General features: G+C 67.8%; 24 protein-coding genes, 1 tRNA gene and 1 pseudogene. 13 read left to right on the plus strand and 13 right to left on the minus strand.

What is annotated here, in order from left to right:
- Window positions 1–363: 363 nt before the first annotated feature.
- Window positions 364–1,752 carry a cystathionine beta-synthase gene (locus tag AC3ERS_RS07095; RefSeq protein WP_431964721.1) on the minus strand — a complete coding sequence of 463 codons (1,389 nt, stop codon included), beginning with the start codon at window positions 1,750–1,752 and terminating at the stop codon, window positions 364–366.
- Between the two features lie 187 nt (window positions 1,753–1,939).
- Here AC3ERS_RS07095 and AC3ERS_RS07100 point away from each other — a divergent pair, with 187 nt between their 5' ends.
- From AC3ERS_RS07100 to AC3ERS_RS07110, 3 genes are all read left to right on the plus strand, one after another.
- Entirely contained in the window at window positions 1,940–2,398 is a 459-nt protein-coding gene (locus tag AC3ERS_RS07100; protein WP_431964723.1) for a hypothetical protein, read from the plus strand.
- Window positions 2,399–2,461: 63 nt separating this feature from the next.
- Window positions 2,462–3,454: an SGNH/GDSL hydrolase family protein gene (locus AC3ERS_RS07105; RefSeq protein ID WP_431964725.1), complete on the plus strand. Its 993-nt coding sequence runs from the start codon at window positions 2,462–2,464 to the stop codon at window positions 3,452–3,454.
- Between the two features lie 43 nt (window positions 3,455–3,497).
- Window positions 3,498–4,718, plus strand: a complete 1,221-nt coding sequence (locus AC3ERS_RS07110) for an acetyl-CoA C-acetyltransferase (protein ID WP_431964727.1) — start codon at window positions 3,498–3,500, stop codon at window positions 4,716–4,718.
- A 157-nt stretch (window positions 4,719–4,875) separates the two neighbouring features.
- Here AC3ERS_RS07110 and AC3ERS_RS07115 read toward each other — a convergent pair whose 3' ends face one another.
- Both AC3ERS_RS07115 and AC3ERS_RS07120 read right to left on the minus strand, forming a co-directional pair.
- On the minus strand, window positions 4,876–5,730 hold the full coding sequence (locus tag AC3ERS_RS07115; protein WP_431964729.1) for a Bax inhibitor-1/YccA family protein: 855 nt from the start codon (window positions 5,728–5,730) through the stop codon (window positions 4,876–4,878).
- Between the two features lie 127 nt (window positions 5,731–5,857).
- On the minus strand, window positions 5,858–7,009 hold the full coding sequence (locus tag AC3ERS_RS07120) for a class I SAM-dependent methyltransferase (RefSeq protein WP_431964731.1): 1,152 nt from the start codon (window positions 7,007–7,009) through the stop codon (window positions 5,858–5,860).
- 621 nt (window positions 7,010–7,630) lie between these two features.
- Between AC3ERS_RS07120 and AC3ERS_RS07125 the strand changes: the two genes are divergently transcribed.
- The 4 genes from AC3ERS_RS07125 to AC3ERS_RS07140 all read left to right on the plus strand — a co-directional run bounded on the left by AC3ERS_RS07125 (window position 7,631) and on the right by AC3ERS_RS07140 (window position 10,463).
- Window positions 7,631–8,209 carry an AMIN-like domain-containing (lipo)protein gene (locus AC3ERS_RS07125; protein WP_431964733.1) on the plus strand — a complete coding sequence of 193 codons (579 nt, stop codon included), beginning with the start codon at window positions 7,631–7,633 and terminating at the stop codon, window positions 8,207–8,209.
- A 166-nt stretch (window positions 8,210–8,375) separates the two neighbouring features.
- Window positions 8,376–9,038 carry a hypothetical protein gene (locus AC3ERS_RS07130; protein ID WP_431964735.1) on the plus strand — a complete coding sequence of 221 codons (663 nt, stop codon included), beginning with the start codon at window positions 8,376–8,378 and terminating at the stop codon, window positions 9,036–9,038.
- Between the two features lie 88 nt (window positions 9,039–9,126).
- Complete coding sequence (locus tag AC3ERS_RS07135) at window positions 9,127–9,741, plus strand: DUF305 domain-containing protein (RefSeq protein ID WP_431964737.1); 615 nt, start codon at window positions 9,127–9,129, stop codon at window positions 9,739–9,741.
- 188 nt (window positions 9,742–9,929) lie between these two features.
- Window positions 9,930–10,463 (plus strand): hypothetical protein, encoded by a 534-nt coding sequence (locus AC3ERS_RS07140; protein ID WP_431964739.1) that lies wholly within the window; start codon window positions 9,930–9,932, stop codon window positions 10,461–10,463.
- Window positions 10,464–10,503: 40 nt separating this feature from the next.
- On the opposite strand, the gene AC3ERS_RS07145 is transcribed toward AC3ERS_RS07140, so the two are convergent.
- Both AC3ERS_RS07145 and AC3ERS_RS07150 read right to left on the minus strand, forming a co-directional pair.
- Entirely contained in the window at window positions 10,504–10,842 is a 339-nt protein-coding gene (locus AC3ERS_RS07145) for a hypothetical protein (RefSeq protein ID WP_431964741.1), read from the minus strand.
- Between the two features lie 157 nt (window positions 10,843–10,999).
- Window positions 11,000–11,476 (minus strand): hypothetical protein, encoded by a 477-nt coding sequence (locus AC3ERS_RS07150; protein WP_488186838.1) that lies wholly within the window; start codon window positions 11,474–11,476, stop codon window positions 11,000–11,002.
- A gap of 338 nt (window positions 11,477–11,814) precedes the next feature.
- On the opposite strand from AC3ERS_RS07150, the gene AC3ERS_RS07155 reads away from it, so the two are divergent.
- Genes AC3ERS_RS07155 through AC3ERS_RS07165 form a run of 3 tightly spaced genes read left to right on the plus strand, consistent with a single transcriptional unit; the run spans window position 11,815 to window position 13,980 of the window.
- Window positions 11,815–12,045 carry a DUF6480 family protein gene (locus AC3ERS_RS07155; protein WP_431964744.1) on the plus strand — a complete coding sequence of 77 codons (231 nt, stop codon included), beginning with the start codon at window positions 11,815–11,817 and terminating at the stop codon, window positions 12,043–12,045.
- A 55-nt stretch (window positions 12,046–12,100) separates the two neighbouring features.
- Window positions 12,101–12,742, plus strand: coding sequence for a GntR family transcriptional regulator (locus tag AC3ERS_RS07160; RefSeq protein ID WP_431964746.1), 642 nt, complete (start codon window positions 12,101–12,103; stop codon window positions 12,740–12,742).
- Window positions 12,742–13,980 carry an MFS transporter gene (locus tag AC3ERS_RS07165; RefSeq protein WP_431964748.1) on the plus strand — a complete coding sequence of 413 codons (1,239 nt, stop codon included), beginning with the start codon at window positions 12,742–12,744 and terminating at the stop codon, window positions 13,978–13,980. Before AC3ERS_RS07160 ends, AC3ERS_RS07165 begins: the two co-directional genes overlap by 1 nt.
- A 46-nt stretch (window positions 13,981–14,026) precedes the next feature.
- Here AC3ERS_RS07165 and AC3ERS_RS07170 read toward each other — a convergent pair whose 3' ends face one another.
- The 4 genes and pseudogenes from AC3ERS_RS07170 to AC3ERS_RS07185 all read right to left on the minus strand — a co-directional run.
- Window positions 14,027–14,731, minus strand: a complete 705-nt coding sequence (locus AC3ERS_RS07170; protein WP_431964750.1) for a flavodoxin family protein — start codon at window positions 14,729–14,731, stop codon at window positions 14,027–14,029.
- 144 nt (window positions 14,732–14,875) lie between these two features.
- Window positions 14,876–15,589, minus strand: coding sequence for a DsbA family oxidoreductase (locus AC3ERS_RS07175; protein ID WP_431964752.1), 714 nt, complete (start codon window positions 15,587–15,589; stop codon window positions 14,876–14,878).
- Between the two features lie 189 nt (window positions 15,590–15,778).
- On the minus strand, window positions 15,779–16,933 hold the full coding sequence (locus AC3ERS_RS07180; protein ID WP_431964754.1) for a serine hydrolase domain-containing protein: 1,155 nt from the start codon (window positions 16,931–16,933) through the stop codon (window positions 15,779–15,781).
- Between the two features lie 328 nt (window positions 16,934–17,261).
- A pseudogene (locus AC3ERS_RS07185) lies at window positions 17,262–17,804 on the minus strand (alpha/beta hydrolase); the annotation flags it as partial.
- Window positions 17,805–18,045: 241 nt separating this feature from the next.
- Here AC3ERS_RS07185 and AC3ERS_RS07190 point away from each other — a divergent pair.
- Together AC3ERS_RS07190 and AC3ERS_RS07195 are read left to right on the plus strand one after the other, a co-directional pair.
- Window positions 18,046–18,276, plus strand: coding sequence for a ribbon-helix-helix domain-containing protein (locus tag AC3ERS_RS07190; protein ID WP_431964756.1), 231 nt, complete (start codon window positions 18,046–18,048; stop codon window positions 18,274–18,276).
- Entirely contained in the window at window positions 18,264–18,689 is a 426-nt protein-coding gene (locus AC3ERS_RS07195; RefSeq protein WP_431964758.1) for a type II toxin-antitoxin system VapC family toxin, read from the plus strand. The genes AC3ERS_RS07190 and AC3ERS_RS07195 overlap by 13 nt, the downstream gene beginning before the upstream one ends.
- A gap of 280 nt (window positions 18,690–18,969) precedes the next feature.
- Here AC3ERS_RS07195 and AC3ERS_RS07200 read toward each other — a convergent pair.
- From AC3ERS_RS07200 to AC3ERS_RS07210, 3 genes are all read right to left on the minus strand, one after another.
- Window positions 18,970–19,043 (minus strand) — tRNA-Leu (locus AC3ERS_RS07200).
- 129 nt (window positions 19,044–19,172) lie between these two features.
- Window positions 19,173–20,651: an amino acid permease gene (locus tag AC3ERS_RS07205; protein ID WP_431964760.1), complete on the minus strand. Its 1,479-nt coding sequence runs from the start codon at window positions 20,649–20,651 to the stop codon at window positions 19,173–19,175.
- Between the two features lie 58 nt (window positions 20,652–20,709).
- A complete protein-coding gene (locus AC3ERS_RS07210) occupies window positions 20,710–22,176 on the minus strand; it encodes a peptide MFS transporter (RefSeq protein WP_431964762.1) in 1,467 nt (488 codons plus the stop codon).
- A gap of 194 nt (window positions 22,177–22,370) precedes the next feature.
- Between AC3ERS_RS07210 and AC3ERS_RS07215 the strand changes: the two genes are divergently transcribed.
- Window positions 22,371–22,838 carry an SRPBCC family protein gene (locus AC3ERS_RS07215; RefSeq protein WP_431964764.1) on the plus strand — a complete coding sequence of 156 codons (468 nt, stop codon included), beginning with the start codon at window positions 22,371–22,373 and terminating at the stop codon, window positions 22,836–22,838.
- On the opposite strand, the gene AC3ERS_RS07220 is transcribed toward AC3ERS_RS07215, so the two are convergent.
- A complete protein-coding gene (locus AC3ERS_RS07220) occupies window positions 22,814–23,740 on the minus strand; it encodes an esterase/lipase family protein (RefSeq protein ID WP_431964766.1) in 927 nt (308 codons plus the stop codon). The two genes, AC3ERS_RS07215 and AC3ERS_RS07220, sit on opposite strands and share 25 nt — an antisense overlap.
- Window positions 23,741–23,835 lie beyond the last annotated feature (95 nt).

Consider the following 23,835-nt stretch of genomic DNA (forward strand, 5'->3'; position numbering starts at 1 on the left):
TGTCCAGGCCCGGTTATACCTCCGCGAGGCACTGAACTCCGGTTATTTGCGAAGAATTTGCCGTTCGCGCCATGGCGCCCTAATTCGGGGCCGAAGTCCATTCGACGCCTATCAGGAACGAAGCCGCCGCGCGGTCGAAGCGCCGAGAACCCCTCCAGCCGAACCGGATCCCGTTGCCATCACACGGCGCGACGACGCTCGCCACTCATGCACTACCTGCATGAAATGTGATCTAGAGCACACTCACCACGAACATGCCGGCCCTACCGGCCTACGGCGAAGCCGAACCAGAGCCTCTCGACGCCGCGCAGCCCGTGCAGGCACGGTGCGTCGAAAGACCTGCAGTGACGAGCTGCGCGGCGGTCAGTGACCGATGCGGCCGGTGCTCAGGAAGCCGAGCAGGTCGTGGCGGGTGATGACGCCGACCGGCTTGCCGTCCTCGACGACCATCAGCGCGTCGGTGTCCGACAGCGCCTTGGTGGCCGCGGAGATGGGCTCGCCGGAACCGATCAGCGGGAACGACGGGCTCATGTGCTCGGCCACCGAGTCGGTGAGCTGCGCGCGGCCTTCGAAGACCGCGGAGAGCAGGTCGCGCTCGGTGACGCTGCCCGCCACCTCGCCCGCCATCACCGGCGGCTCGGCGCCGACGACCGGCATCTGCGAGACGCCGTATTCGCGGAGGATCTCGATGGCGTCGCGCAGCGTCTCCGACGGGTGGGTGTGCACCAGGTCGGGCAGCTCGCCGGACTTGCCGCGCAGCACGTCGCCGACCAGCGGCTCCGGGCTGCCGTCGAGGCGGCTGCGCAGGAAGCCGTAGGAGCTCATCCACTCGTCGTTGAAGATCTTGGAGAGGTAGCCGCGACCGCCGTCCGGCAGCAGCACCACGACGACCGCGTCCGGGTCGCGGCGCGCCACCTCGATGGCGGCGACCACGGCCATACCGCAGGAACCGCCGACGAGCAGCCCTTCCTCACGGGCCAGCCTGCGGGTCATGTCGAAGGAGTCGGCGTCGGAGACCGCGATGATCTCGTCCGGCACGGCCGGGTCGTAGGCCGAGGGCCAGAAGTCCTCGCCGACGCCCTCCACCAGGTACGGGCGGCCGGTGCCGCCGGAATACACCGACCCCTCGGGGTCGGCGCCGATGATCTTGACCTTGCCGCCCGACACTTCCTTCAGGTAGCGGCCGGTGCCGGTGATGGTGCCGCCGGTGCCGACGCCCGCGACGAAGTGGGTGATCTTGCCTTCGGTGTCGCGCCAGATCTCCGGGCCGGTGGTCTCGTAGTGGCTCTGGGGGCCGCCGGGGTTGGAGTACTGGTCCGGCTTCCACGCGCCTTCGATCTCGCGGACCAGGCGATCGGAGACGCTGTAGTAGCTGTCCGGGTGGTCCGGCGGCACAGCGGTCGGGCAGACGACCACTTCGGCGCCGTAGGCGCGCAGCACGTTGCGCTTGTCCTCGGAGACCTTGTCCGGGCAGACGAACACGCACTGGTAGCCGCGCTGCTGCGCGACGAGCGCCAGCCCGACGCCGGTGTTGCCCGAGGTCGGCTCGACGATGGTGCCGCCCGGCTTCAGCAGTCCGGCCTTCTCGGCGGCGTCGATCATCTTCACCGCGATCCGGTCCTTGGCACTGCCGCCCGGATTCAGGTATTCGATCTTGGCCGCGACGAGTCCGTCGGTCGGCCCCACCACACTGTTCAACCGGACCAAGGGCGTGTTGCCGATGAGGTCCACGACATGATCCGCGATGCGCATAGCCCTATCGTTGCAGAAGGCTCCCTGTGACATGACCGACGGTCCCGGGGCAGGCAGCGGCGGCGTAACCATGCGGCGACCTGGGAACACCGCCGAGGGCGGCCTTGTGAGTTCGCGCACGTCCGTCCGGAGCGTCCGGTCGGCGACACGCCACGGAGCGGGCCTGCCGCCCTTAGGATCGGGAAACATGAGGCAGCCCACTATCACTCGCGCCGCCACCGTCCTCGCCGCGACGGCGACGGCCGCGCTGATCGGGACCGGAGCGCAGGCCAACGCAGGCACCGTGTCGTTCCCGCAAGTGCCGACCATGGCCCACGGCGGACTCTGCTGGACCACCATTCAGACCTGGGCCGACACCAGCCCCGATTGGCCGGGCCGCGCCATTCTGAACGTCCGCGCGCTGCCGGTCGCGGGCATCGGCCCCGGCCGGTACCCGCTGGCGCCGCTGTGCGAGGTGCGCACCACCGTCGCGTGGCGCAATCTGAACACCGGGGCGACCGGCGTTTACGAGAACACGGTGGTCACCGGCATCTACGGCAGCATCCAGTACGCGCTGTTCCAGGACACCGGGCCGGGCCGCATCGAGGTCACCGTCACCACCGACGCACTGAGCATTCCCGCGCGCGGCACCTTCGACGTCGCCTGACGGTTCCGTTCCTCGGGATTCGCTCGCGCCGAGCCCTCGGATCAGCCCGTAAAATTCCGGAACGTGGGAGCATCTCGGATCAGCCTGCGCACGGCCGCCGTCACCGGGGCTGCGACGTTGCTCGCCGGTTCCGGGGCGGGTACCGCATCGTGGGCCGCCTATCGGCTGCTCATGGCGCAGGCGGGCGTGGCGCGCGGCGTGATCGGCCGCGACACCTCGAAACCGCCGGTGGCGGACGGCGTCTACACCGCGGGCTGCGGCGCGCCCGAGCCGTGGCGCACCGGTAAGCACGCCGATCTGCACCTGATGATCTTCGGCGACTCCACCGCGGCCGGCGTCGGCTGCCTGACCGCCGACGGGGTGCCGGGCGTGCGCATCGCCCGCGCACTCGCCGAGGCCAGCGGGAAGCGAATCCGGTTGAGCACCAAGGCGATTTCCGGTGCCACCTCCAAGGGCCTCGCCGGCCAGGTGGACGCCATGTTCGTCGCGGGACCGCCGCCCGACGCGGCGGTGATCTTCATCGGCGCCAACGACATCACCAAGAAGCACTCCGTCAGCGCCTCGGCGCGCAGGCTCGGCGCCGCGGTGGCCAGGCTGCACCTGGCGGGCAGTGTCGTGGTGGTGGGCACCTGCCCCGATCTGGGCTCGGTGTCAGCGATCCCGCAGCCGCTGCGCACCATCGTGCGCAATTGGAGCGTGCGACTGGGCAGGGCGCAGTTCGCGGTCACCGCCGCCGCGGGCGGGCACCCGGTAGCACTGGGCGAGCTGGGTCCGGAATTCCGCACCGACCCCGAGCAGATGTTCTCCGCCGACGGCTTCCACCCCTCGGCGGCCGGTTACGAACTGGCCGCGGCGCGAGTGCTTCCCGCGCTGCTCGCCGCCCTGGAACAGCGCGGACTGCGCACCGACCGCGACGCGCACGGCCCGCGCCGTGGGCTCGCGGCCCGGCTGCGCGGGCTGGTTGCCCAGAAATCCGGCGTGATCGCAGCGGACGACGCCGAAGCGCGCAATGGCCGGGGTGGCGTTCCCGGCGCTCGACAGGTTCGGTACACATAGAAGTGCCAGTACAAAACTGAGCAGCAAGTACGAAGGAGCCCTCATGCCAGAGGCAGTTATCGTTTCGACCGCCCGCTCCCCCATCGGCCGGGCCCGCAAGGGCTCGCTGGTCGACATGCGGCCCGACGACCTGACCACCCAGATCGTGCGCGCGGCGCTCGACAAGGTTCCTGCGCTCGACCCCACCCAGATCGATGACCTGATCCTCGGCTGCGGCTCCCCCGGCGGCGAGCAGGGCTTCAACATCGCCCGGATCGTCGCGGTGCAGCTGGGCTACGACTTCGTTCCCGGCACCACCGTGCACCGGTACTGTGCCTCCTCGCTGCAGTCCACCCGGATGGCGTTCCACGCGATCAAGGCCGGCGAGGGCGACGTGTTCATCTCCGCGGGTGTCGAGACCGTCTCGCGCTACGTCAGCGGCTCGGCCGACAGCTGGCCGAACACCCAGAACCCGCTGTTCGACGAGGCCCAGGCCCGGACCGCGAAGACCGCCGAGGGCGGCGCGGGCATCTGGCACGACCCGCGCGAGGACGGCCTGATCCCGGACGCCTACATCGCGATGGGGCAGACCGCGGAGAACGTCGCCAGCCTTACCGGCATCACCCGCGAGGACCAGGACCGCTGGGGCGTGCGCTCGCAGAACCGCGCGGAGGAGGCCATCAAGAACGGCTTCTTCGAGCGCGAGATCACCCCGATCACCCTGCCGGACGGCACCGTGGTCTCCACCGACGACGGCCCGCGCGCCGGCGTCACCTACGAGGCCGTCTCCCAGCTGAAGCCGGTCTTCCGCCCGGACGGCAGCATCACCGCCGGTAACTGCTGCCCGCTCAACGACGGCGCGGCCGCGCTGGTCATCATGAGCGACACCAAGGCCAAGGAACTCGGCCTGACCCCGCTGGCGCGCATCGTGTCCACCGGTGTCTCCGGCCTGTCGCCGGAGATCATGGGTCTCGGCCCGATCGAGGCCGTGAAGCGCGCGCTGGCGCTGGCGGGCAAGACGGTCGACGACATCGACCTGTTCGAGATCAACGAGGCCTTCGCCGTGCAGGTGCTCGGCTCGGCCCGCGAGCTGAAGATCGACGAGGACAAGCTGAACGTCTCCGGCGGCGCCATCGCGCTCGGCCACCCGTTCGGCATGACCGGCGCCCGCATCACCACCACGCTCATCAACAACCTCCAGACCTACGACAAGCAGTTCGGTGTGGAGACCATGTGCGTCGGCGGCGGCCAGGGCATGGCCATGGTCATCGAGCGACTGAGCTGACGCTTTCGCTCCCGATGCGGCTCTCGATCCTCCGGGATCGGGAGCCGTTCTTCGTTCCGCCGCTGCCCGGCTGGTAATCGACTCCGCCGACGAACAAGGCGGCCGCCGGGAATCCCGGCGGCCGCCTCCGTCATATCGCGGCATCAGCCGCGCCTCACTAGTCGTTCTGGAAGTAGCTCAGCAGTCGCAGAATCTCGACGTAGAGCCAGACCAGCGTGACGGTCAGGCCGAGGGCGACGCCCCAGGCCGCCTTCTCGGGAGCCTGCGCCCGGATCAGCTGATCGGCGGCGTCGAAGTCGAGCAGGAAGCTGAACGCGGCGATCGCGATGCAGACCAGGCTGAACACGATGGCGAGCGGGCCGCCGTCGCGCAGGCCGAAGCCGCCGTCGGTGAAGAAGCTCGCGATCAGGTTGCCCAGCATGAGCACCACGACGCCGATGACGGCGCCGATGATCATGCGGGTGAACCGCGGCGTCACGCGGATCGCGCCCGTCTTGTAGACGACCAGCATGCCCGCGAACACACCGAACGTGCCGAGCACCGCCTGCCCGATCAGCGCGGCACCGCCCGCGCCGCCGAAGGTGATGTCGGTGAACATGAACGACAGCGCGCCGAGGAACAGGCCCTCCGCGACCGCGTAGCCCAGCACGAGCGCCGGGTTGTCCATCTTGTTGGCGAAGCTGGCGATCAGCACGAGCACTAGGCCGACCAGACCGCCGACGATGACGAACAGCGGCGCGAGGCTCGTGTTGGCCGCGGTGAGGCCGAAGGCGACGAGCGCCGAGAGCGTCAGCACGCCGAGCGTGATGCCGGTCTTGGTCACCACGTCGTCGATGGTCATCGCCCGGGTGGTGGGCGGGGCCTGCTGGTACGGCTGGTACTGGTTGGGGTACTGGTTACCGAACTGCTGTCCGAACTGCCCGGCACCCGCTACACCCGAACCGAAGTTGGCGTAGCCGCCGCCCTCTTGCTTGGGCAAATTTTTGAAGACCGGATTGCTTGTAGTGCGCACCGTGAGTGCCTTTCTGGAGTCGTTGCCGCTGTCTGCCGAGCTGGTGCTCGATATCCAACTGCCTGGTCCAACGTCCGGCACTCGTGCCGAGTTCCCGAGACGTTCGCCAAGGCGGACAATTCGGACTCTACCGTTGCCTGACGTCGTGCAGGCCACGCACCGATCGTGTCACGGTGAACTTCCGGTTCCGGCCGATCACCTCGGTGCGCCCGACCATCCGCTCCACCACGCCGCGATAGTTGAGATGGGTGTTGTACACGGTCCACAGTTCGCCGCCGGGGCGAAGCACACGGCCGGTCTCGGCGAACATCTTGATGGCCGACCCGGTGTGCACCGCCGCGCCGACGTGGAACGGCGGATTGCACAGCACCAGATCGGCGCTGTTGTCGGCGGCCGAGGACATCGCGTCGTCGCGCACCACCGTTACCCGGTCGGCCACGTCGTTGGCGGCCGCCGTGGCCCGCGCCGAGGCCACCGCGGCGGCCGATTGATCGGTGCCGACCACCCGCAGCGCCGGGCGCGCTTTCGCCAGTGCCACGGCCAGAATGCCGGTGCCACAGCCGAGGTCGATGGCGTCGCGGGCGTCCGGCTTCATCCACTTCAGGTGCTGCAACAGGAATCTGGTGCCGATGTCCAGGCGCGGACCCGAGAACGCGGCCCCGTGCGCGACGACCTCGATGCCCACCTCGTCCAGGGATTCGCGCACCGGGAACCTGGGATCGCCAACCGGTTTCGGCCCCTCGATGAAGAGCGTGCGCGACTTCTGCCTGCCCCGGCTGGCATTGACCGTCGAAAACGACTCGCTCAGCACGTCGTTCATCGACTTGGTCAGATATTTGTCGCGTCCGCCCGCGATCACGATCACCCCTGGGTCGGCGTACCGCGCGATGGCATCGGCCACCTCCGCCAAACCCGCCAGCACCCTCGGCAACCGAAGCAGCACGACCTCGACGCCGCTGAGCAGATCCGCGCCGAGCGCATGCGCGGTGTAGCGGTCCGCGAGCCCGAGCGTGCGAGCGTTGTTGGCCAGCGCCAGTTCGCCGGTGAGCAGATCCTGGTGCACGCGAACGTCGCGCAAGTCGTGCCGCGCGACCGCGCCGAGCGTCAGCGCACCGTAGCTGTCACCGATAACGGCAATCTTCCCGTTACCCGCCGACTCGATCGCATCGACGGCCACGTCGAGGATCAGCCGGTCGGCGGCATCGACGGCATAGAGGTTCAGCGCCTCCACATCCGGATACCGCCGCAGTCGGCCAAGCACATCCTCGACATCGTCCACACGTCAAGTGTGCTAGATCGTTGCCGAATAGTCGCGCCCGCCCCGGCAAATCGCGTACCCACACTTTGCGACCTCGGCGTATTCACTCTGAAACATTCTGCCACAGGAACACTCGCGACTTCCGGGGCCGCTCCGCCGGCCCCGGCGGCGGTGCGGCGGCGTGTCCGGTCGATCGATCCGAGCCCGCTCGGTCGTCGATTCGGTTTTGCGCGTACGACATCTCACGTTCACTCGAAGGCCGGTCGGTCCGTGTCCACGTCTCGGCGGCCGAACGGAGGAATTCGAACCGGAGAACCGCCGCTTCACATCCGGACTTCCGCGAGCGGCGCGGCTCAGGCGATCGGTGGGCGAGCTGGGGCGCCACCGAATCAACTGCCCAGCAATCGATCACCGGATCGTGTGTCGCCCCGCGTCCGAGTGGGTCGATGGCGGACTGGCCACCTCCCACGGCAACAACTCACCGCTCGAGGCGCGGGCGGCCGGATTCTCCCTGTGAGTTGGGTGCGTCGATCGGACGGCGGGCGTCCGGCCGCGTCGCGCGAAAGGGGTGATCGCGAATTCGCACACACCGAGTCCCGCATTGTCCCCTGTCAGGCCCACGTGCTGAGTAACATCAGCCCCATGCGCAACAGGATGGTGCTGACGGTCGCGGTCGCGGTAGCCCTGATCGCAGGCTGCGACAAAGCCGAAACCGACTCGGCCACGACGACAACCCCGCCGACCACCACGGGCTCGCTCGTGGAAGCGCCCGCCCAGGCGCCGGGTGACGCGGCCCCCAAGCGCGGCACGCCATCGAGCGGCGCCGGGCTGACCGTCACGGACCTGCGCATCGGCCACCATTCCGGTTTCGATCGCGTCGTCTACGACCTGGGCGGCACCGGAACTCCCGGCTGGATCGTGCAATACACCGATCGCGCCGTCCAGGATGGCAGCGGCAAGGAGATCGACGTAGCCGGACAGTCCGTCCTCGAAGTGCAGATCACCGGCTCGGCCTATCCCTTCGACAGCGGCGTCACCCCCTACTCCGGCCCCGATCCGGCCACCGACCCGAGCGCACCTGCCGTCGCAGGCGTCTACCGGACCGCGGTCTTCGAAGGCACCACCCAATCCTTCATCGGCGTCAACGCCGACCGCCCCGGCTTCTCGGTCACCACCATGTCCAACCCGACCCGCCTGGTCATCGACATCGCATCTCCCTGACCCTCCGAGGCGACCCTTCGACACGCTTCGCAGCGGCCACAACCTCTGCGAGGTGTGTGAACAATCTGCGACAACAGCCGAGCCGGACGCACGTGAGCAGGGACGGATCGCCGATACATACAGGGGGTATAGGTAGCCGCACGCGGCACCCGCTACCCTGATCGACGTGGCCGCACCGCACGCTTCCCAGCACGCATCCGGGTTCACCCGGCTGCTGGGCGTGCTCGCCTTGATCGCGGGCATCGCGGCCATGCACGTCGGCATCTTCACCACGCCCGCGACCGCCGCACACCACACGACTGCCGCGGCAGACGCGTTCACCGCGGTCACGTCGCACCATGCCGCCGCCACCTCGGGCACCAGTGCCGACCGCACACCGATCCCGGACCGCCCGGCCGACGGAGACCGAGCCGGCGACATTCCCGCGACGGCCGTCGATCCGACGGCCGTCGGTACCGCGTCCGCACCACACCGTCCCTGGCCGGGCCAGCAGCCCGAGTCGGGGCGGCATCCGATGACGGCCGCGGCCGGCAGCGTTTTGACCGAGGCTCCGGCGGACCACCCACTCACACAATCCGAATTCCTGGCGAGCCCCTCCGCGGAACCCGGGTGCACCGAGTGCGGCGACGGCCACGCGGGTCTGCATGCCTGCGTCTTCATCCTGACCGCGCTCGCCCTGGCGGTCTTGCTCGTGGCGCTGTACCGAATTCCGGGTGATCAGCCCGGTGACAGCGGCGGCCCGAAGGCTCGCCACTGGCGACCTCGACGCGAACGTCCACCGCCTTGGACCGTGTTGTCCCTGGCCGAATTGTCGATTCTGCGGATCTGACAGGTCCACCACGTCCGTGCTGCCAAACGGTCGCGGTATCCGCCTGCCCTTTTCACCGTGCTTTTCGCAATTCCCAAGGAGTTCAACCATGTTCATCACCCGTACCCGCATCGCCGTCGCCACCGTCGCGGCGGGCGCCCTGCTGTTCGCCGCCGGGTGTGGCGACGATTCCGATTCGACGTCCGGCACGGACCACGGCACGTCGTCGACCACCGCCGGGGCCACCTCCGCCGCTCGGACCGACTTCGACAACGCCGATGTCACCTTCCTGCAGATGATGTACCCGCATCACGCCCAGGCCGTCGAGATGGCGAAGCTGGTGCCCAGCCACAGCCAGAACCCGCAGCTGCTCGCGCTCGCGGCGGAGGTCGAGAAGGCGCAGGCGCCCGAGATGGAGCAAATCAGTTCCCTGTTGCAGAGTTTCGGCAAGCCCGCGCCGACGGCCGGTGGCGGACACGAGGGTCACGGCATGCCCGGCATGATGTCGGCCGAGCAGATGTCCGCGTTGCAGGCGGCGTCCGGCGCCGAGTTCGACCGCATGTGGCTGGAGATGATGATCCAGCACCACGCGGGCGCGATCGACATGGCCGAGACCGAACTGGCCGACGGCGTCAATCCCGATACGCAGGCGCTGGCCCGCTCGGTGATCGCCGCACAGGAGGCGGAGATCGCCACCATGCGCACCATGCTCGGCCAGAACTGAGCGCGCGACCGGTCCGCATCCGCCCTGATCCGGGGTTCGATGCGGACCGGTCGGACCGGTCCACGCCCGGCGGTATCGGTTGGCCATCGATATAGGCACGCCGAGCTGACGGGGCACGGCGCGCGAAGTAACGTCGTAAGGTCCGGTCTCCTCCGCGCCGGACGCACAGAGGGGAAAGGCGAACGGACATGCGACGACTGGAACGCGCAGGCCTGACCGCCGCCGCGGCGGCGACCGCGACCGGCATCATTTTCATCGGCGCCTGCTCCACGCAGGTCACCGGTAATCCCCAGGTCGATCAGACCGAGCTGGCCGCCTACACCTCCGAAGTCGCCGCATCCTCGGCCGCGGCGTCCTCGTCGCGAGCGGCGGCCGTCGAACGCGCGGCGGGCGCCGCCTGCGACGCTTTCGCGGCGGCGAACGAGAGCTCGGTGGATTCGTTCAACGCCTACATCGACGCCAGCAACAACAACGCGCCGGACGCGAACGCCAAGGCCACCGCCGCCGTCAGCACGTTGCGCGCCAATGCCCGCAACGTGGATCAGAAGCTGACCAGGGACGTCCCGACCGAGGTCGCGAACAGTTTGCGCGCCTACCGTGACGACACCAACGCCCTCGCCGATCTACTCGACCGCCGCGTGGACGTGGACACGCTCAACACCGCCATCGACAAGTTCAACGCGACCAAGAACACCGCGCGCGAGGCCTGCCGAAGCCACTGATCCGAGCCATCTCGCTGCCACCCCCGAAACCGCACAGGGCTCAGGACGGCGGGACGCTCGCTTGCCACGCCGCGTACGGCTCGTCCGCGCTCGAACGCTGCTGTCGCGCACGCTGATTCCTCCACTGGAAGACGAGCAGCGCGGCGCCGGTCGACAACGCGACGCAGGCGATGACGGCCACGAGCAGCGCCCACCCCTGGACACCGAGCGCCACGAGTGCGACCGCCGGGATCACCGTGAGCAATCCGATTCCGACCAGCACGAAACCGGCCCAATTCCGGGTGTCGGCCATAGTCGCCCCGGGTTGGGGTCCGGTCGTGCGGGCGATGTCCGGTGCGTCGTCGAGTGGGGGGATCTCCCACATGCCGTCGGATGCCATGGTGCGACCACCTCGTTCAGCGGATTGTGCGCGATACTCTCGGCAGCTGTATATCCCGAGTCACCGCGGCGAAACCGTCCGCGCGAACACACTGTGCCCCAAGGTAGTCGGTGTCACGTCGCCGTCGGATCACCCCGGCGGACTCGACCTATACCGCTCATCCGGCGAGTGCGCGACCGCGCAGGTCGCCGCGATGGACGAATCTGTGTACCGCGCCGAGCAATTCGGCGACGAACGGACCGGGTTGCGGCAGTTCGTAACCCGGCGGCCAGAGCCAGCGGCGTTCGTCGGACGTCGGCTTGCCGGATTCGCTGAGCAGCGGCAGCGCGACGTGTTCACCCCATTCCGCGATCCGTACGTCGGCCTCGGAGAGCAGGGCGCGGTGCGGTGATTCGCAGGTCGGGATGCCCGCGGTCAGGAAGACCCACCGACCGGTGTCCGGGTCGACGAATACGGGACCTGCCTGCTGCGCGGGCTGCAACAAGGACTGTAGGCGCGCACCGAGCGGGTCGGGCATGGAAACGACCCCCACGACGCCCACCCGGAGGACCACCTGGGTGCCCATGATCGCGACGGGGAATCGGTACATCTCCCGATAGGTCACGAGGTTCTGCCGCAATGTCATCGTCGCCATCCACCTTCCACGGGTCGGCAGGCTTGTGGAATCGACCGCGAGGCAGCGGCATCGATCCGCCGCGTCGCGTTCTCTTTCGATCGTCCAGCCGCGCAGCACGCCCGGCAACGCGATCGGCAATCGCTGGGGAAATCACCAGTTCGGCGCGCGCCGACCTGGAGATCCCACAACGCGCCGCCCCTGATTGGCCGGAACGATCGCGGGTAACCGGCGGATATGGAGCTACTGGTGGTCATCGGGATCGCCGTGCTCGTCGGCGCGGTGGTCCTGTCTCGCAAGATGTCCGGACGGCGACCGCACGCGCCCGAGTCTCCGGGCAACGACGGGGAGTGATTCTCATGGCGGCAATGGATCCCGATCCCGCACGCACCCCGGATCTGGAACCGGGCGGTGGCGTCGCCCCGGGTGCGACTCCGCCGGAAACGGCGCAGACCTCCGGCCTGTCCGCGCCGGAGCCGCGCACCAGGCACGGGTTCCCTGGAACCGGCGTCGCCGCGATGGTCGTGACGATCGCCTTGGTGGTCGCCTTCACGGTGGTCGCGATTGCGATAATCGTGTCGCTGATCTGACCGGGTGGTCGATCACACACGCCGGTGAGCCGGGTGCGCACCTAAGATACAACTTGTGTCTAAGACGTACTCATCGGCCGAGCACGCCTATCGCGAGGTCAAGGAGCGCATCCTCTCGGGCGCGCTGCCCGGCGGAGAGCTGATCAGCGAGGGCGAGATCGCCGCCGCGCTCGGCACCTCGCGCACACCCGTGCGCGAGGCATTTCTCCGGCTGGAGACCGAGGGCTGGATGCGGCTCTACCCGAAGCGCGGCGCGCTCGTCGTGCCGATCCCGCCCGGGGAAGCCGAGCACGTCGCGCACGCCAGGTACGTCGTCGAGACCGCGGCCGTCCGCGCACTGGTCACCGCCGACCCCGGCGCGGTCGCACCTCCCTTGCGCGCTTCCCTCGACCGCCAGCGTGCGCTGGCCGCGACCGAGGACCTGGACACCTTCGCCGTCGAGGACACCGACTTCCACCGCAGCTATGTCGTCGCGGCGGGCAATCCGCTGCTCAGCGGCTTCTACGATTCGCTGCGCGAACGGCAGCGCCGGATGAACAGCGTCGCCCTGCGGCGCGGTCCGCTGGACATCGACCGGATCATCGACCAGCACGCCCGGCTGGCGGAGCTGATCACCGGCGGCGACGTCGACGGTTTCGCGGCGGCGCTGATCGAACACCTCGCCGGGGTGCACCAGCTGGAACTACGGGGCCTGTGATGACGACCCTGACAGCCCTACGCCCCGCCGAATCCCCCGCAAGCACCAAGCACTGGTGGGGCCTCGCCGCCGCGGTATTCGCCATCGCCTGGGGCGGAAACGAATTCACTCCGCTGCTGGTCATGTACAAGAGCCACGGGCTGCCACCGACCACGGTGGATCTACTGCTCTTCTATTACGTGCTCGGCATCGTCCCCGCGCTGCTGATCGGCGGCCCGCTCTCGGACCGCTACGGCCGCCGCAGGCTCCTGCTGCCCGCGCCGATGATCGCCGCGAGCGGATCGCTGCTGCTCGCCTTCGGCTCCGGCTCGGTGCCCGCGCTCGCGGCGGGCCGGGTGCTGTGCGGCGTCGCGCTCGGCCTGGCGATGGCGGTGGGCAGCAGCTGGCTGAAGGAACTCTCGCAACCCCCGCACGGCCCCGCGCTGCCCGCGGGCACCGGCGCGCGCCGCTCCGCGATGAGCCTCACCGGTGGGTTCGCCATCGGGGCAGGAACCGCCGGGGTTCTCGCGCAGTGGGCGCCGCTGCCGAACACGCTCGCCTACCTGCTCAACGCCGCCCTCTGCCTCGCGGCGGCGGCATGGATGTCCCGGGCTCCGGAAACCGTTCCACCGCAGGAGAACCCACGCCGCCTCATCGACGACCTGAAGATCCCCGCCGCGGGCCACCGCCGCTTCCGCTGCGTCGCCCTGCCCGCGGCACTGTGGTTGTTCACCTCCGCCGCAACGGCTTACGCGGTGATGCCGACGCTCATGCTGCCGCGCGTGCACGGCGCGCCCATCGCGTTCTCGGCACTGATCACCGTGATCACCCTCGGCTGCGGGTTCGCCATCCAGTCGGTGGCCCGCCGCATCGACCGGCCGGGCACCGCCCGCGCCGCCGCCGTCGGCCTCACCCTCGTCACCTGCGGAATGCTCGCCGCGACTTGGGCTTCCGGCGCGCTCACCCTCGGCGCGACCATCCTCACCGCCGTCATCCTCGGTGCGGGGTACGGCATCGGGCTCGTCGCCGGTCTACAGGAAATCGAACGCATCGCCCGACCCGACGACCTCGCCGGGCTGACGGCGGTGTTCTACTCGGTCAGCTATTTGGGATTCGGTGTCCCCGCCGGATTGTCGTTTCTGCATCAGAATGCGGGGTTCGGTTACCCGGTGATGTACACCGGGCTGGCCGTGGCCGCGGCGGGCTGCTTGACGCTCGTGCTTCGGAATTATCGGGTGGCGCCGGAGGTTCGCCGCTAGGTCGCAGCCGAGACGCCACTGTGCGGGGCGCTGAAACGGGACATCGTCAGCGGTAGTCCGGGTTCTCGAAGTCGAAGCGGCAGCCCGCGTCCCATTCGGAGCGCTGGTTGCCGTGCGCGGGGATGCCGCCGTTGTCCTTCAGCATTCTGGCGAGGTGCAGGAGGTTCCAGGTCATGAAGGTGGTGTTGCGGTTGGTGAAATCGTTGTCCGGGCCGCCGGATCCCGGATCGAGGTAGGAGGGGCCGGGGCCCGCCTCGCCGATCCAACCCGCGTCGGCTTGCGGCGGGATCGTGTATCCGAGGTGCTGGAGGCTGTAGAGAACGTTCATGGCGCAGTGTTTGACGCCGTCCTCGTTGCCGGTGATCAGACAGCCGCCGACCCTGCCGTAGTAGGCGTACTGTCCGTGCTCGTTCAGGATCGAGGAGTTGCCGTAGAGACGCTCGATGACCTTCTTGGTGACGGAGCTGTTGTCGCCCAACCAGATCGGGCCCGCCAGCACCAGGATGTCGGCGTCCATCACCTGGCGCTGTAGTGCGGGCCATTCGTCGGTGACCCACCCGTGCTCGGCCATGTCGGGCCAGACGCCGGTGGCGATGTCGTGATCGACGGCACGCAGCTGGGAGACCCGAACCCCCTGCTCGGTCATGATGTGGGCGCTGCGGTCGATGAGCCCCTGGGTGTTGCTGATCTCTGGAGAACGCTTCAAAGTGCAGTTGACGAACAGTGCCTTCAGATCCCCGTAGCTCGCCATGGTTCGTCTCCTTCGTCCGCTGGAGGCTGTGTTCGCGGGAGATTTGGGAACCATAGCGAGAACAGCCCGCCGCCGGACCGGATCGGGCAACTCGAGGCCGATGCTCGACCCGGCTCGATGGGACTCGCGAGCCGAGCCGGACGGTCAGTCGCGGCTGGGGACCGCGCAGCCCTCGGGACCGCACGCGTCCGCGTCGCCCACGATTTGCAACGCTGGCTCGCGGTCGGCCCAGGCTCGCTCCAGCGCCTGCGTGAAGAGAGCCGGAGGCTGCGCGCCGGACACGCCGTACTTGTTGTCGAACACGAAGAACGGCACCCCGTTCGCACCGAGCCGCGCCGCCTCCCGTTCGTCGGCGCGTACCGCGTCGGCGTAGGCGGTGGGATCGGCCAGCACCGCACGGACCTCGGCTTCCTCGAAACCTGTCGCGACGGCGATCTCGACCAACCGCTCCGCATCGCCGAACAGGGACGTCTCCTCGGCGAAATTCGCGTGGTAGAGCGCGTCGAGAAGTTCGTCTTGGCGGCCCTTCGCCAGCGCGAAATGCAGGAGGCGATGCATGTCGAAGGAACTGCCGTAGTCACGTCCCTCGGTCAGGTAGGGCAGGCCGAGCTCCCCCGCCTGCGCGCCGATGCCGCGCTCATTGGCTGCTGCCTGCGCCTCGCTGATTCCGTACTTGCGGGCGATCTTCGCGACGACGGGACCGGACTCGTCCGCGGGCAGCGTCGGATCCAATTCGAACGAGCGGTGCACCACCTCGACCTCCGCACGCTGCGGAAACTCCGCCAACGCCTGCTCGAACCTGGCCTTGCCCAGGTAGCAGAACGGGCAGTTGATATCGGTCCAGATCTCGACCCGCACGGTCGTCCTCGCTTTCGTCTTCGCCCCGGTTGGTGGCAACGTCGCGGCAATCGAGGGTGTTCCCCGGCGGCCGAGTGCCGATGATCACGACACGGCTCGCCCGCCGCTACGCCTCGATTCGACATCGGTACCGACCTCGGTAGTGGCGGACTCGAAGCTGCGTCGACCCGACAGCGACAGCGACAGCACCTACCGCCGCCCGGGCGTAGGCGTCGAGCATCCCACGACAAAGCAACCCACCGGCCAGTCCGCGAACGGCGGCGGCAACGGCTTGCCGAGGCAGGTGATCGGATCGCAGCCCGGATAGGCGAAGGGCCCGAGTCCGAGCGCGGCGAGAGTGGCGTCGGGGTTGGTCATCATCGGGTCGGTGATGCTGACGTCGGGCAGCGGGACGAACGGCCCCGGGTCCGGCAGCGCCGGTTCGCGGAACGCGCCGACGAGGGGGCGCAGCACCTGGTACGCGAAGCCGACATCACCGGGCACGGTGAACCCGGTCCAGCTGACCAGCAGGTTCAGGCTCGGGACGATGTAGTTGTCCTGGCGCATCATGCCGCTCATCTTCAGCGCGTCGGCGGGTAGACCGTGAAATTCCGGACCGCAACCGGGACCGTTGACCACGAACAGGAAGCCGTAGCACTCGTTTCCGGGCGAGGATTCGGCGGCGTGCGTCAGGTACTCCGCGGAAATGACCTGAGCCTCTCCCCAGAGTCCTCGATTGGCCACCAGCAGACCGAGCTTCGCGAAATCGTCCGGCGCCATCACCAGATGCGCGTAGCCATAGGTGTTTCCGCTGCGATCACGCGCCCAGTAGTAGTGGTCGGCCCGGATACCCAACGGATCGAACAACTTTCGCTGCGCATAATCCTGAAAATCCTCGCCGACCGCCTGCTGCACCACATAGGCGATGAGATCCACGGCGCGCTGGCTGTACCGAAACGTCGTGCCTTGCGGATACTCGATCGGCATCGCCAAAGCCTGGGCGACCACATTGGGATCGAGCTGCCCCAACCCGGTCACCCCTTCGGACACCACCGCGACCTCGATACCGGAGGACTCGGTGAGCAGATTGCGCACGCGAATCGCCCGGTGCTCCGCGTCGCCGAGGCCGGTCGGCAGATAGTCGCCGATCGGATCGTCGAGCCCGAGCAACCCTTCGTCGACCGCGATACCGGCCACCAGCGAGACCACGCTCTTGGTCGCGCTCCACAGATTCCACGGCAATCCGCCGGTCCGCTCGTTCTGCGGCCCCGCGGCGATCAGGCAATTGTTGCGAAACACCTTGAAGTTCAGCCGGGTCGGCGACGCAGCCGCCGCGATCGCGTCGCGCAGCGCCGCCGAATCCACCCCGACCTCCTCGGGAGTCGCCGTCGGAAACTGCCGCCCCTGCCGCACTTCACAGTGCTTCAGCCCGCCGGGTTCCGCCACCGCAGTGCCACCCAAACCACCGGCTATCGTCCACAAACCAAATGTGATAACCAGCGCCACAACACTTTTCAGGGAAATCCGCATGGCCCGCCTTCCGTTTCCCGAGATTCGGTTGTGAAATCGGCGGACGCGACCCCCTGTTACGAAAAAACGCCCGTGACCAGCGCCCCGAATTCCTTGGGCGCAAATTTCACGGGCGGTCCTCGCCGCTTCGACGGCAGCCTGCTGGTATCGGATAGGTCGGGCCTTACTCGGGAAGCCCGAGCCCTTCGGCCAACATAGGCCACGAGCGATGAAAAGCGTCCTGCCAGTAACCCCACGAGTGGGTACCGGTGGGCTCGAAGTCGAACGTGGCGGGGATCTGCAGATGACTCAGCCGATCCTGCAGATTATGGGTGCACCAGTTCGTCGCGGCCTCGATGACGCCGCCGATGAGGAGTTGATTGGCCAAACCGTAGGGCGTCTTGTTCAGCGTGAACTGGCTGTCCATCGTGTCGTGCGGTCCCGGCAGGCCGCTGCCGGTCGAAATGAACAGTTGCGTTCCACGCAGACGTTCGGCGTTGACCACAGGGTCGTTTTCGACCCATGCCGGATCGTCGTCGGGGCCATACATGTTCACCGTGTCGCCCCCGCCGTAGGTCTCGACGACCAGCTTGACGAACCGCTGACCCGTCGGATCGGAGATCTGAGCGCAACCGCTGTAGCTGGCCACGGTCGTGAAGAGTCCCGGCTTCATCTCCACCATCTGCAATGCCGCGGTGGCGGTCATGGAGTTCGCGGCGATTGCGTTGACACCGTTCGGTGTTCTTCTTCATCGCGACCGAGAACACCTGCAGAGTGATATTGCGGCCCTCGATCGTTCCGGAGACGATCTTCGAGCCGTCCGACGAAACCAGTTCGGCGAGCAGTGTTTTGGAGTCGATGACCGGTTCGGCCGGAACGTCTTCCGCAACCGCGTTACCGGCACCGGGCGGAGTGGAAAAACGACAGAGATCACACGCTGCCGAAGCAGCAGGGTATGCTGGCATACCATGAAGCGTACTACCGTGAAGCTACCCGACGAACTCGACGAGCGCCTACGCCACGAGGCGCAGCGGCGAGGCATCACTGTCGCCGAGGTGACTCGCGAAGCGATCACGCAGTACCTGTCCATGCCGAGCGGCGGGCGGCGACAGTTCGGCGCCGCAAGCGCGGGGCACAGCGGGCATTCGGACGTGTCCAGCCGGATCGATGAGATCCTGAGCCAGGAGTGGGACCGATAAGCGCCCTCGTCATCGACGCCGGGCCGCTGTACGCCTACGTCGACGCAGACGATGCCCACCACCAAGCCTGCCTGGAACTCCTGCAGACTCACCGCGGACCACTCGTCATACCGACCCTGGTCATCACCGAGGCCGTCTACCTCATCGGCACCCGCCTCGGCACCGATGCCGAAGTGCGCTTCCTCGGCGACCTGGCCGAGGGCCTGTTCAGTATCGAGCCCGTGCATGCAGCAGACTGGCTTCGCATCGCCGAGCTTGTCGCCAAGTATCGCGACCTACCATTGGGGACCGCCGATGCTTCGGTGATCGCCACAGCCGAGCGGCGAAATCTGACGCAGATCGCCACCACGGATCGACGTCACTTCTCCATAGTTCGCCCTCTGCATACGAGCAATTTCACGCTGCTGCCGTAGGTCGCCGACATCACCGAGCTGTGTGGAACAGGCCTCGCAAATCGCGCTTATGGCAAGAAGTCATGTGCCTCCTCGGCAGAGAAGAGTCCGACGAACGGCATCTGTGGTACGACTTCGGACTCCAGCAGGAGGAAACCGTTGCGGCGGTTCGCATTCCCACGCGCTGTCGGTTCGAGCCCGGAGCCGCCGCAACTCAACCGCCGACATCGAGACATAGAGCCCGCAGTACATCACTCCGGCGCGCAATCGTTGGCGCGCCTGCTCCTCGCCGTTCGTCTCGTGCCCCCAGTCGGACTCGAACCGACACTGAATGGATTTTAAGTCCACTGCCTCTGCCAATTGGGCTATAGGGGCCGTTCGGTCAGCCTACCGACTCGTACGGCTGTACCGGAATTGTGGCGCGGCCGGTCTCGGGTTGTGGGATGGACGGGTTGTTCAGGATACGCCGTGCCCCGCTCGTGGGCAGGGCACGGCGAGCAGCGGCTATTCGGCGAGCGCCTTGCCGAGCAGCGAGTTCCTGCGGCTGTAGGCGAAGTAGACCACCATGCCGATGAGCATCCAGACGAGGAATCGCAACCAGGTCTCGACCGAGAGGTTGAGCATCAACCACAGGCAGGACAGGACGCCCAGGATCGGGATGAGCGGGACCAGCGGGACGCGGAAGCCGCGCGGCAGGTCGGGCCGGGTGCGGCGCAGCACGAGCACGCCGAGCGAGACCAGCACGAAGGCGAACAGGGTGCCGATGTTGACCATTTCCTCCAGGGTGCCGAAGTCGACGAAACCGGCGAGCAACGCGCAGCCCACGCCGACGATGACGGTGAGACGGACGGGCGTTCCTTTGGCGCCGGTGTGCGCGAGACGCTTGGGCAGCAGTCCGTCGCGCGCCATGGCGAACAGCACGCGGGTCTGCCCCAGGTACATCACCATGACCACGGTGGTGAGACCTGCTAGCGCGCCGATGGAGATGATGTTCTTTGCCCAGTCCGCGCCGTGCAGCGCGAAAGCCGTTGCGAGCGTGGCGTCGTCGCCGGACAGCTCGGTGTAGGAGACCATGCCGGTGAGCACGAGGGAGACGGCGACGTAGAGCACCGTGACGATCAGCAGCGAGCCGAGGATGCCGCGCGGCACGTTGCGCTGCGGGTCCTTGGTCTCCTCCGCGGTGGTGGCCACGACGTCGAATCCGATGAACGCGAAGAACACCAGGCTGGCCGCGGCGAGCAGGCCGTACCAGCCGAAGTTGCTGTTCCCGGCGCCGGTGAGGAAGGAGAACAGCGACTGGTGGATGCCCTGACCGCCCTCGCCCGCCTCGGAAGGCGGGATGTAGGGCGAGAGGTTCGACTTGTCGAAGTACGTCGCGCCGACGACGAGCACCACCGCGATCACGGCGAGCTTGATCGCGACCGCGATCGCCGACACCCGGGACGAGAGCTTGGTGCCGACGGCGAGCAGCACACCGAGCACCGTGATGAGCGTGACCGCGCCCCAGTCGAAGGTGACCGGCCCGAGGTCGACGACTGCGGCCCCGGTGCCCATCACCTGCCCGAGGTACTGCGACCAGCCCTTGGCCACCACCGACACGGCGAGCGCGAATTCGAGGATCAGGTCCCAGCCGATGATCCACGCGGCCAGCTCACCGAAGGTGGCGTAGGAGTAGGTGTAGGCGCTGCCCGCCACCGGCACGGTGGAGGCGAACTCCGCGTAGCACAGCGCGGTCAGGCCACAGGCGACGGCGGCGAACACGAAGGCCAGCGAAACCGACGGTCCGGCAACGTTTCCCGCGGTGCGGGCGGTGAGTGTGAAGATACCGGCGCCGACCACGACGGCGACGCCGAAGACGGTCAGATCCCAGGCGGTCAGATCTTTGCGTAGTTTCGAGTCGGGCTCGTCGGTATCGCGAATCGATTGCTCGACGGATTTGGTGCGGAACAAGCCATTTCGCCGAGAGGAGCTCGAAATCGCCACGTGTTCTCCTTAAACATGCTCAGGCAGGACGCCGGGATTGCCGGGTGCCGCCGGTTTGCTAGTGGACGCCGGCCATGTAGCGACTGATCCACGGTCCCAGTGCCGCGACGATCAGTCCCACCGCGATCGCCACGGCACCGGTGATGCCAAAGTAGGCGACTTCATGCCCAGGGGCGTAAAAACGAGCAAGAACGCCCGACATCGACGTACCAATACCGACGGAAAAGAAGTACAACGCCATCATTTGCGCTCGAAACGCTTCCGGGGCGAGCTGGGTGGTCACCGCCAGCCCGATCGGGGAGAGCAGCAGTTCCGAGACCGCGAACCCGGCCATGATCATCAGCACCGCCAGCGCGGGCACGGACTTGTCGTCGAATCCGGCGAGCGGCACGAACAGCAGGAACGCCGCGCCCATGCCGATGACGCCGAGCGCGAACTTGTGCGGCGTGCTCGGCGCGCGGTTGCCGAGCTTGGTCCACAGCAGCGCAAACAGCGGCGAGAGCGTGATGATCCAGACGGGCTCCACCGAGCCGATCCAGCTGGCGGGCGCGGTCCAACCGAAGATGCTCCAGTTCATCCGCTCGTCGGAGTACACGGCCAGCACGGTGAAGATCTGCTGGAACAGCGACCAGAACACCGCGTTGGCGAGGAACAACGGGATGAACGCCCGCACCCTGCTGCGTTCGATCGGCGCGACCTTCGCGCTGGTGAGCATGACCGCGAAATACCCGAGCGAGGCCAGGGCAATCACGACCGTCGTCGCCTCGGGCAGATTGTCCAGCGTGACCAACCGGGTCGCGAAAGCCACCGCGACCGCCGCCGCGGCGCCGAGCGCCACACCGGCCATCCGCCCGATCGCGCTGCGCGGCAACGGGTTCGGCACCTCGCGACCGGCGGTGCCGAGGTTGCGCCGGAAGATCACGTACTGGGTGAGGCCGAGCGCCATGCCGATGGCGGCGGCGCCGAAGCCGTAGTGGAAGCCCAGGCGAGTCTGGAGCAGGCCGGTGAGCAGCGGGCCCGTGAACGCGCCGATGTTGATGCCCAGGTAGAAGAGCGTGAAACCACCGTCGATGCGCGCGTCGTCCTTCGGATAGAGCGTGCCGAGCAGCGAGGAGGCGTTCGCCTTCAGCGCCCCGCTGCCGAGCGCCACCAAGACCAAGCCTGCCGCGACGCCTGCCAGTCCCGGCACCACGGCGAGGGCGATGTGCCCGGCCATGACCACCACGCCGCCGTAGAAAACGGTCCGCTCCATCCCGAGCAGCCGGTCGGCGATCCAACCGCCCAGCACGGTGGACAGGTACACCAAACCGCCGTAGGCCCCGACGATGCCGACCGCGGTGCTCTGCGGCAGACCGAGACCCCCGTCCGCCACCGAGTAGTACAGGTAGTACCCGAGGATCGTGACCATGCCGTAGAAGGAGAACCGCTCCCACAGCTCCACGCCGAACAGGTTGGCCAATCCGATCGGATGGCCGAACAGAGTCCGAGCCGGGATCGGCAGCTCGGATTCCACTACTTGGGACATGCCCAGCACCTTGTCACAAACCGCAACTGTGCAGCAACTCACCTCACCTTCGGCGTTGGGGCCGCGTTTACGCACGGCAGGGATAGCACGCACGCATTGTCGGGCGGCCCGAGCGGTTCGCACCTACGCTAAAGAGGCGGACGAGCGAGAACCCAGCAACGTGACAATCGGAGCCGGAAGGAAGTGAGGCGCATATGTTGGATGCCGAACTGACCGTGCCGGTCGACCCCGAACAGGCATTCGCGACCCTGGCCGACGGCTGGTTGTATTCCAGCTGGGTGGTCGGAGCATCGCACATCCGGCAAGTCGATCCCGGCTGGCCCGATGTGGGCACCCGAATCCACCACAGCGTCGGCCTGTGGCCGCTGAACGCGCGGGACGTGACCACCGTCCGCGATGTCGATCCGCCGCGGATGATCGAGCTGGAGGCCCGGCTGTGGCCGTTCGGCTCGGCCCGAATCATGCTGGAGCTCACCGAGATCCAGCCCCACACCACACACATCAGGATGACCGAGTACGCCAGGAGCGGGCCCGCGACGCTGCTGCCGAGTCAATTGCAGCGGGTGGCGCTGAAACCGCGCAACCACGAATCGCTGTCCCGTTTGGCCGCCCTCATCATGGGGCGCGCCGACGAGCGCTATCGACCCAAGGGCCCGACGTAGGGCAGCACCACCGCGCAGTCGGCGGGCCCGGCGTTGGCCGGGTCGAGGGCGTTCAGGACTTCGCGCACGGTCACCGGGTCGGCCGTGAGTTCGTAGTGTTCGGTGTAGTCCGTCGGGCACAGGTCCTGGAGGACGATGTTGCGCACGTTGGGGCCGTCGAGCAGGCCGGTGGTGTAGGGCGTCGCGATCTGGTCGTATCTGCTGACGATGGTCGTGAAGTCGATCTCGGGCGCGATCGCGGGGTCCGGGTTGATGATGCCGAGCATCGGCGATCCCGGCGACACCTGACAGGGGCCGCACCGCTCGGCGACCGCGTCGCGCACCCCGAGCGCGTCCAGCACCGAGGAGAACAGCGCGTCGGTGCCGCTGAGCGTCGATCCGTGCAGCGGCGCGGCCAGCGCGATGTAGTCGTCGACATTCGGCACGCCGCCGAGGTGGTTGAGGTAGTAGAACGGGATCGCGCCGCCCATCGAATGGCCGACGAGATCGACCTTCGCGACGCCGGTCGCGGCGCGTACCCGATCGATGAAGTCCGCGATCTGCCGCGCGCTCTCCGGTACGGGCGCGATGGCGCCGATCGGGCCGAGCGGGCCGGTGCCGTAGGTCGTGGAGAACACACAGTAGCCCGCGGCGGAGAGCACGGGCGAGAGAGTGTTCCAGGTGATGGTGTCGTTACTAAGGCCGTGCAGCAGCACCACCGGATTCGGGTGCGCCTCGGTCGGACGGCAGGACCAGTCGTTGGCGCCCGGCGGCGGTTGACTCGGACCGGTGAGCTGGGCGGCGAGCCCGGACAGATAGCTGTAGGTCGGCGATTCCTCGGCCGTGGCAGAACCGGCGGGCCAGCAGGCCGCCATGGCCACGGCGGTCGCCAGTGCCGCGATCCACCGTCGGGATATTCGCATGGTCGATCTCCTCGTGGGGTACCGTCGATCCGTCGTGACCGACCGGTCGGTCACACCGTAGCGGGTCGGTAGGATCTGCGAAAGAGGCAACAGGA

The organism is Nocardia sp. bgisy134 (genome assembly GCF_057708325.1).

Coding starts and splice junctions, on each gene's coding strand:
- AC3ERS_RS07155 (WP_431964744.1), top strand. CDS start 11,815: ATGGCGGCAATGGATCCCGATCCCGCACGCACCCCGGATCTGGAACCG.
- AC3ERS_RS07100 (WP_431964723.1), top strand. CDS start 1,940: ATGAGGCAGCCCACTATCACTCGCGCCGCCACCGTCCTCGCCGCGACG.
- AC3ERS_RS07135 (WP_431964737.1), top strand. CDS start 9,127: ATGTTCATCACCCGTACCCGCATCGCCGTCGCCACCGTCGCGGCGGGC.
- AC3ERS_RS07220 (WP_431964766.1), bottom strand. CDS start 23,740: ATGCGAATATCCCGACGGTGGATCGCGGCACTGGCGACCGCCGTGGCC.
- AC3ERS_RS07215 (WP_431964764.1), top strand. CDS start 22,371: ATGTTGGATGCCGAACTGACCGTGCCGGTCGACCCCGAACAGGCATTC.
- AC3ERS_RS07150 (WP_488186838.1), bottom strand. CDS start 11,476: ATGGCGACGATGACATTGCGGCAGAACCTCGTGACCTATCGGGAGATG.
- AC3ERS_RS07095 (WP_431964721.1), bottom strand. CDS start 1,752: ATGCGCATCGCGGATCATGTCGTGGACCTCATCGGCAACACGCCCTTG.
- AC3ERS_RS07170 (WP_431964750.1), bottom strand. CDS start 14,731: ATGGCGAGCTACGGGGATCTGAAGGCACTGTTCGTCAACTGCACTTTG.
- AC3ERS_RS07165 (WP_431964748.1), top strand. CDS start 12,742: ATGACGACCCTGACAGCCCTACGCCCCGCCGAATCCCCCGCAAGCACC.
- AC3ERS_RS07145 (WP_431964741.1), bottom strand. CDS start 10,842: ATGGCATCCGACGGCATGTGGGAGATCCCCCCACTCGACGACGCACCG.
- AC3ERS_RS07110 (WP_431964727.1), top strand. CDS start 3,498: ATGCCAGAGGCAGTTATCGTTTCGACCGCCCGCTCCCCCATCGGCCGG.
- AC3ERS_RS07190 (WP_431964756.1), top strand. CDS start 18,046: ATGAAGCGTACTACCGTGAAGCTACCCGACGAACTCGACGAGCGCCTA.
- AC3ERS_RS07125 (WP_431964733.1), top strand. CDS start 7,631: ATGCGCAACAGGATGGTGCTGACGGTCGCGGTCGCGGTAGCCCTGATC.
- AC3ERS_RS07210 (WP_431964762.1), bottom strand. CDS start 22,176: ATGTCCCAAGTAGTGGAATCCGAGCTGCCGATCCCGGCTCGGACTCTG.
- AC3ERS_RS07140 (WP_431964739.1), top strand. CDS start 9,930: ATGCGACGACTGGAACGCGCAGGCCTGACCGCCGCCGCGGCGGCGACC.